Origin of the sequence: Pseudoroseomonas ludipueritiae (assembly GCF_014490445.1) — a bacterium.
In the GTDB taxonomy this organism is placed as follows: Bacteria; Pseudomonadota; Alphaproteobacteria; order Acetobacterales; family Acetobacteraceae; genus Pseudoroseomonas; species Pseudoroseomonas ludipueritiae.
In genome coordinates, this window is record NZ_JACTUZ010000204.1 from 1 (window position 1) to 6,453 (window position 6,453).

Below are 6,453 nucleotides of genomic sequence, written 5' to 3' on the forward strand. Positions count from 1 at the left end.
GTCCTCGGCGCGGATGGCGGCGGCCACGAAGCCGGCGGTGGCCGCGCGGTCCATGCCATGCGCATGGGCCACCTGCTGCGCCAGCGTGGCGTGGCGGTCGGCCGGCAGCAGATGGCCGGTGGCTTCCAGCAGCTCGGAGGCAATGGCCTCCAGCGCCGCCTCGGGCGTGGCACCGGCGGCGCGCAGCCGGGCGGCGACCACTTCGCGCAGCTCCTCGCGCAGGCCCTCGTCACCGATCTCGGGATCGGTCACGCGGCCAGCGGCGGCCTCGGCATCGGCGCGGCGCACCCAGCTTTCACCAAAGCGGTTCGCCAGGTCCAGCAGCCGGCCGGTCCAGGGCTTGCGGCGGACCTGGCACAGCGCCTCGGCCACCGACTCACGGTCGGCGGGCATGCGGCGGGAAACGAGCCGAACCAGTTGCGGCATCTCCCGCTGCTCGACCCGAAGCCCCGCCGCCTCGATGGCGGCCTCGGCCGGGTTGGCCAGGGATTCGGTCGTGTAATCGTCCAAACTCTCATCCTCCGGGCGCGGGCCGAAGGCGGCGCGCCGTGCGTCTGTCAGTACGTTTGCCGTAAACGGGAAACGGGGCGGGTGGCTGCATCGCGCCACCACGAGGGGCGGCCATGGTCTGGCCACCGCGCTATCGCACCGCTTTTACAACAAATAGGCCCGCGGTCCAGAAATTCACCAGGGCGAATACCCGGGTTGCGCCTGCGCCGGGGCTAGAGCAGATCCCGATCAGATGGGATCATCTGATCGGGTGAAGATGCTCGAAAAAAAACAAAAAGCTAGAGCGGTTTAAGTGAGCCAAGGCGAACGGAAATCGCTCTAGCGGCGGAAGCGGGCCCAGAGGCCCAGCGCCAGGTCCACCGGCAGGGCCGCGCCTTCCCGCGCCCGCCACCACCAGCGGTCCCGCCATTCCATCGCGGCCTCGGGCGGCGGGGCGGCGCGGGCGGGCAGGCCCATCAGCCGCAGCAGCATCACGCAGCGCGGCAGGTGATAGCCGCTGCTGGCGGCCCAGACCGGCCCCCGGTGCCCCCGCAGCAAGGCGGCGCAGGCGCGGGCGGAGGAGAGCGTATCCACCGCCGTGGTTTCCTGCCGGATGGAATCCGCCGGTACGCCCAGGTCCTGCAACAGCCGCGCCATGACCACCGATTCGGGCGGGCCGTGCCGGCCCTGGCCGCCCGTGGGCATGTAGAGCGGGTTTTCCAGCGTCTCGCCGAAGCGCACCGCTGCCTGTACCCGGCGGCGCAGCGTCAGGCTGGGGCCGCCATCGGGGCGCACGGCGGCCCCGAAGATGATGATGACGGGCCGCTGTTCCAACCCGTCGCCGCTCAAGTTGGCGCGGCCAGCAGCAGGCGGTTGAAGGACTCCAGCGCCGCCCGCAGCGCCGCGAAATCACGCAGGAAAGCCTCCTGCGTGATGCCATTGGCCGCCAGCGCCTCCCCGATCGCGCCGATGCTGCGGTGGCCGTCGATGCGGGAGAGGATGGCCGAGGCCAGCCGGGGCATGGGCACGCCCAGGCGGATATCGTCGAAGGCGATGCGCAGCATGCCATCCGCCGGGATACCCTTGGCCAGCACGGCGCCGTCGATCTCCCGCAGCACGGGCACGGAGGCGAGGTCCTCCCAGGCCGGCTGCGGCGGCGCCTCGCCCGCAGGGGTGCAGTAGGCGATGTGGATGCCCATGTTGCCGGTGATGGATTCCGCCAGCGCCGCCCGCTGCACCGGGGTCATGCCTGCCGTGCGGGCGCGCAGGCGCGGGTCCGGCAGGTAGCGGTCGGGGTCGTAGCGGCCGGGCTCCAGGAAGCAGCGCAGTTGCAGCCCGGCACCCTCGATCAGCGCCGCCAGTTGCGGCACCGTGAAGGCCACGTCGCGTGGGTTCAGCAGCAGGTCGTAGAGCCCGGCATCGCCACCCTTGATATGGTCGTCGATCCAGGGGTTGCGGCGCAGCCAGGCGGTCTCGGGCAGGTGCTTCCAGAGACGCTTGGCAACCTCCACCCGCTCCGGCGGCGCCTCTGTATCCGGGGCCAGCAGGCGCAGCGCGTCCTGCAGCATATAGACGCCGGTGCGGCCATGCGGGGCATAGACCATCAGCCCGATGCCGCCCCCTGGCGCCAGCGCCCCGGCGAGCGCCCTGAGCCCCGCCGCCGGGTCCGGCAGGTGGTGCAGCACGCCGCAACAGTCGATGTAATCGAACTGGCCCAGCCCCGCCGTCGGCAGGTCCAGCAGCGAGCCGGACACGAAGCGGATATTGGACAGGCCCCGCACCGCGGCGCGCTCCTCCGCCACCTTGCGGGCGGCGGCGGAGCGGTCGAGCCAGGTCACCTCCCCCGGCCGGCCGGCGCTGGCCAGTTGCTGCGCCAGCATCATGGTGCCGTCGCCACTGCCGCCACCCGCCATGAGCGCCCGCAGTGGCTGGCTGGCTGGGCGGCGGGCGCCGAAGACCCAGTGGTCGATTTCCAGCAGGTGGCTGGGGCTGCCGACGATCAGCCGCTTCGCCTCGTCCCGCGGGCTGCGGGCCGGGTAGGGATAAGCCTCGTATTGCGCGGCGAGGCGGGAATCGGTGGCGTCCTGCATGGCGGCAGGGATAAGCGAAGCCCGCCCGCCGCGCCAGCGAGGCTTTTCCCGCCGCACCGGCACCCCCATCTGCCAGGGATGCCGTCCATGTCCACCTTGTCCCGAATCGTGCTGGTGCTGCTGGTGATCAGCGCCCTGGTGCAGATCCTGCGCTTCGCGGCGGGTTGAGCCAGCCTCAGTTGAGGCCGCGCAGCTCCTCCAGCGTCATCAGGTCCGCGTATTTCTGGCCCATGTCGAAGAGGTTCGCCTCATGCGGGCCCAGGGCGCGGTCGCCGACGCAATCCGTCATCACCACGGTGCGGAAGCTGTGGCTGCAGGAATCCACCACCGTGGCGCGCACGCAGCCCGAGGTGGTGCAGCCCGCCACCAGCACCGTATCCACCCGGCGGAAGGCCAACCAGCCCGCCAGGTCGGTGCCGAAGAAGGCGCTGGCATTGCGCTTGCGGACCACCAGCTCGCCCTTCTCCGGCGTCAGCTCGGGCACGATCTGGGAGAGCGGGCTGGTCTCGGTCAGGTTCAGCAGCGGCGGCATCTTGGTGGCGAAGGCACCGGCATCGGAACCGTCATCGGCATAAACCACGCGGGTATGCGCCACGGGCCAGCCGCGCGCGCGGGCCAGGGCCAGAAGCTCCACGGTCTTCTCGATGGCGGCATCGATATTGCCGCCGCCGAAATGCGCCGGATCGGTGAAGCCCTTCACGAAATCCACCACCACCACGGCGGGCGCCACGCCCAGCCCGAGCTTCTTGCCGAAGCCCTGGCGCTGATAGATGTCCAGATCGTCACTCATGCTGCGGTCCCTGTTCCGGCCTCGTCACACCGCAACACGATGCCGGGCTCCGCCAGCCGCACCAAGAGCATGGCGCCGGATTCTTTGCGGATTCCGGCGTGGGCCTTAGGCCGCGCGCGCCACCAGCAGCCGCGCCAGCCGGTCGAATTCGGCAACGCTCAGCGTCTCGGCCCGCCGCGTGGGCTCGATGCCGCCGGCGGCGAGCAGCGCATCCGACTCGCCCAGCGACTTCAGGGAGGAGCGCAGCATCTTGCGGCGCTGGCCGAAGGCGGCGGCGGTCAGGCGCTCCATGGCCGCCAGCAGCTCCGGCCCCGGGTCCTCCGCATGCGGCACCAGATGCACCACGGCGGACCATACCTTGGGCGGCGGACTGAAGGCGCCGGGCGGCAGGCGCATCGCCATGCGGCAGGAACAGCGCCATTGGGAAAGCACGGACAGCCGCCCATAGGCCTCGGTGTCCGGCGCGGCGCAGATCCGCTCGGCCACCTCCTGCTGGAACATCAGGGTCAGGCTCTCGAAGAGCGCGGCCTGCTTCAGCCAGCCGATCAGCAGCGGCGTGCCGACATTATAAGGAAGGTTGGCCACCACGCGGCGCGGCGACTCGGGCAGCAGCGCCAGGGTATCGGCCTTCATGGCGTCGCCCTCCACCACCGTCAGGCGGCCGGGATAGGCCTGGGCCAGTTCCTCCTGCGCCGCGATGGCGCGGCGATCCAGCTCCACCGCCACCACACGGGCGGCGGGGCTTTCCAGCAGCGCGCGGGTCAGGCCGCCGGGGCCGGGCCCGACCTCCAGCACCACGCGCCCTTCCAGCGGCGCGGCGATGGCGGCGATGCGGGCGCAGACATGCGGGTCCAGCAGGAAGTGCTGGCCCAGCGACTTGCGCGCCGCCAGCCCGTGCTTGGCGACGGTTTCCCGCAGATCCGGCAGCACCGGCATGGCGGGGGCCGTCAGCTCCGCTGCTCGATCGTGGCGCGGCGGCGCAGGTCGCGCTGCATCTGGCGCGAGATCAGCTCCACCCGGTCCCGCAGGATCTGGCCACGCGCCTGGTCCGGCGTCAGCTCGGCCAGGTTGCGGGTCTCCTTGGTGCAGACCGCGATCACCATCACGCCTTCCGGGGTGATGATGGGCTGGCTGGCGCGGCCCAGCGGCAGGGCGGCGATCAGGCTGCGCAACTGCGGCGGCTGCATGGTGTCCAGCCGCACGGCACCAGGGTCGGAAGGGCGGTTGCCGCTGCGGCCGGCGGCCTCGACGGTGGCGCAGCTCTTGTCCTGCAGGGTGCGGGCCCGCTCCACCGCGTCACGCTGCTGCTGCGTCGGGTTCTGCGGGTCCAGGGCGCTGGTGAAGGGGTAGAAGGCCTGGCGCAGCGTCACCAGGGTGGCCAGCTCCCGCCCCGTCTCGCGCTTCTGGCGCAGCGCCACGATCTGGAAGCCACCCGGCACGCGGATGGGATTGGCGATGGCGCCCTGCGGCATGCGCGCCAGCACGTCGGCCACGGCGGGGTCGAATTCATCCGGCCGCACCCAGCCCATGTCGCCGCCCTGCAGCGCCGTCTGGCTCTGGCTGAACTGGGTGGCGGCCGCCGGGAAGGGCACGCCGCGCCGCAGCTGGCCCACCACGTCATCCACGAAGCGCCGCACCTCGGGCTCCGAGCCCGGCTCGTCCACCGGGATGAAGATCTCGGAGACCAGGAATTCTGGCTCGCCGGTGCGCGCCTTGTGGGCGGCGATGAAGTCATCCACCTCGCGCTGCGTGATCTCGCCCTGGGCGCCCAGCATGGCACGCAGCAGGCGGGACCAGCCGATCTGGACGCGGATCTGGTCGTAAAGCGCGCGGGGCTCGACGCCGGAGGCGCGGAGCTGCGCCGCCAGCCCGCCCTGTGGCAGGCCGTTGCGGCTCTCGATGTCGCGCACCGCCTCGCCCACCTCGTCATCGGCGACCAGGATGCGGCGGCGCTGCACTTCCTGCATCCGCAGCCGCTCGTCCACCAGCAGGCGCGTGACCTGCGGCGTCAGGCGGGCCAGCACATCGCTGTTCGGCCCCATGCCGCTGTTGAGCGCGAAGAGGCGGGCGCGGTTGGTGATCTCGTTGGCGGTGACGATGTCGCCATTGACCACCGCGACGATGCGGTTGGTCTGCGCCACCGCCTGTCCTGCGCCTGGCCAGGCCATTGGCGCCAGCACCGCCGGGCCGGCCAGCAGGAGAGCCAGCGGCAGGGCCTGGCCGGCGCCGCGGAGGAGGCGCCGCATGGAGGGGCGGGGGGAGGTGGTGGCACGCATGGGTGGTTTCCTAGCGCAGATCGCGCGGCGGCGAAATCACATGGCATTTCGGGAGGTGTCCCGGGGCGGGAAGGCCGGCCTTCCCGCCCGGGCGGTCAGATGGCCCGGAAGCCGAAATCGCCGATGGTCTTGAAGCCGATGCGGAAGAGCAGCGTCTCGCCCGAGGGGTAATAGTTGTTGACCTTGCTCTGTTCCGCCCAGTCACGCTGGTAGCTGGCGTTGAAGATCAGGCACTCATCCTCGTAGGTCAGGTTGACGCCGGCCGAGACCGGCCTTTCCCGCTCGATGTCGTAGCGGCCATAGGCACCGGCCCGCCAATAGGTGCTGAGGCGGGCGGTGACGCCACCGCCGATCTCGTGCCGGTCCTCCCGCGGCGTCAGGGTCAGCGCCGGGTTGGGGTCGGTGAAGAGATAGCTGGCGGAGACGCTGACCGGGCCGAGGCCGACCCGCGCGCCCGTCTCGGTCAGGCGGTTGCTCAGGGTCTTCTTGTCCAGGCGGGCGCGGGCCAGCACGTCGAGCCAGGGCACCGGGGAAAGCCGCACCCGCCCGACCCAGTCGGAGGCACGGTCCTCGACGCCGGAGCCCTCGTAGAAGACATCCTCTTCGCTGGCGCGGAAGGAGCGGCCAACCAGCGCCTCGGCCTGCCCGCCATTGGGGAAGAGCCAGGCGCCGCGCATGGCCGCATCCACGCGGCTGCCGCCTTCCTGCCGGTCCCGCCCGGTGAAGCGGTTGAGCGCGAAGAGATTGGCGTCGGTGAACTCGAAGGCGATGCTGTCTTCGTTCGGGATATCGGTCTGGCGGCCGGTAC

Annotated in this window: 6 protein-coding genes and 1 pseudogene; all 7 read right to left on the reverse strand. The window is 71.4% G+C overall.

Going from position 1 to position 6,453, the window contains the following annotated elements; all coding sequences use genetic code 11:
* A pseudogene (locus IBL25_RS23640) lies at positions 1-510 on the reverse strand (helicase-related protein); the annotation flags it as partial.
* 318 nt (positions 511-828) lie between these two features.
* Positions 829-1,323, reverse strand: a complete 495-nt coding sequence (locus IBL25_RS23645) for a YdcF family protein (protein ID WP_187780929.1) — start codon at positions 1,321-1,323, stop codon at positions 829-831.
* Positions 1,324-1,334: 11 nt separating this feature from the next.
* Positions 1,335-2,579 carry a class I SAM-dependent methyltransferase gene (locus IBL25_RS23650; protein WP_187780930.1) on the reverse strand — a complete coding sequence of 415 codons (1,245 nt, stop codon included), beginning with the start codon at positions 2,577-2,579 and terminating at the stop codon, positions 1,335-1,337.
* Between the two features lie 175 nt (positions 2,580-2,754).
* The gene (locus IBL25_RS23655; RefSeq protein ID WP_120640601.1) at positions 2,755-3,369 is read right to left on the reverse strand and encodes an N-carbamoylsarcosine amidohydrolase; all 615 of its coding nucleotides are present in this window, start codon (positions 3,367-3,369) and stop codon (positions 2,755-2,757) included.
* 105 nt (positions 3,370-3,474) lie between these two features.
* Positions 3,475-4,305 (reverse strand): 16S rRNA (adenine(1518)-N(6)/adenine(1519)-N(6))-dimethyltransferase RsmA, encoded by an 831-nt coding sequence (gene rsmA / locus IBL25_RS23660; protein WP_187780931.1) that lies wholly within the window; start codon positions 4,303-4,305, stop codon positions 3,475-3,477.
* An 11-nt stretch (positions 4,306-4,316) separates the two neighbouring features.
* Positions 4,317-5,645, reverse strand: a complete 1,329-nt coding sequence (locus tag IBL25_RS23665; protein WP_187780932.1) for a peptidylprolyl isomerase — start codon at positions 5,643-5,645, stop codon at positions 4,317-4,319.
* Between the two features lie 95 nt (positions 5,646-5,740).
* The coding region (locus IBL25_RS23670; RefSeq protein WP_187780933.1) for an LPS-assembly protein LptD at positions 5,741-6,453 on the reverse strand (713 nt) is incomplete at its 5' end.

Bases quoted from the DNA above. Each gene is read 5' to 3' on its own strand.
- rsmA (WP_187780931.1), bottom strand. From the start codon at position 4,305: ATGCCGGTGCTGCCGGATCTGCGGGAAACCGTCGCCAAGCACGGGCTG.
- IBL25_RS23665 (WP_187780932.1), bottom strand. From the start codon at position 5,645: ATGCGTGCCACCACCTCCCCCCGCCCCTCCATGCGGCGCCTCCTCCGC.
- IBL25_RS23650 (WP_187780930.1), bottom strand. From the start codon at position 2,579: ATGCAGGACGCCACCGATTCCCGCCTCGCCGCGCAATACGAGGCTTAT.
- IBL25_RS23655 (WP_120640601.1), bottom strand. From the start codon at position 3,369: ATGAGTGACGATCTGGACATCTATCAGCGCCAGGGCTTCGGCAAGAAG.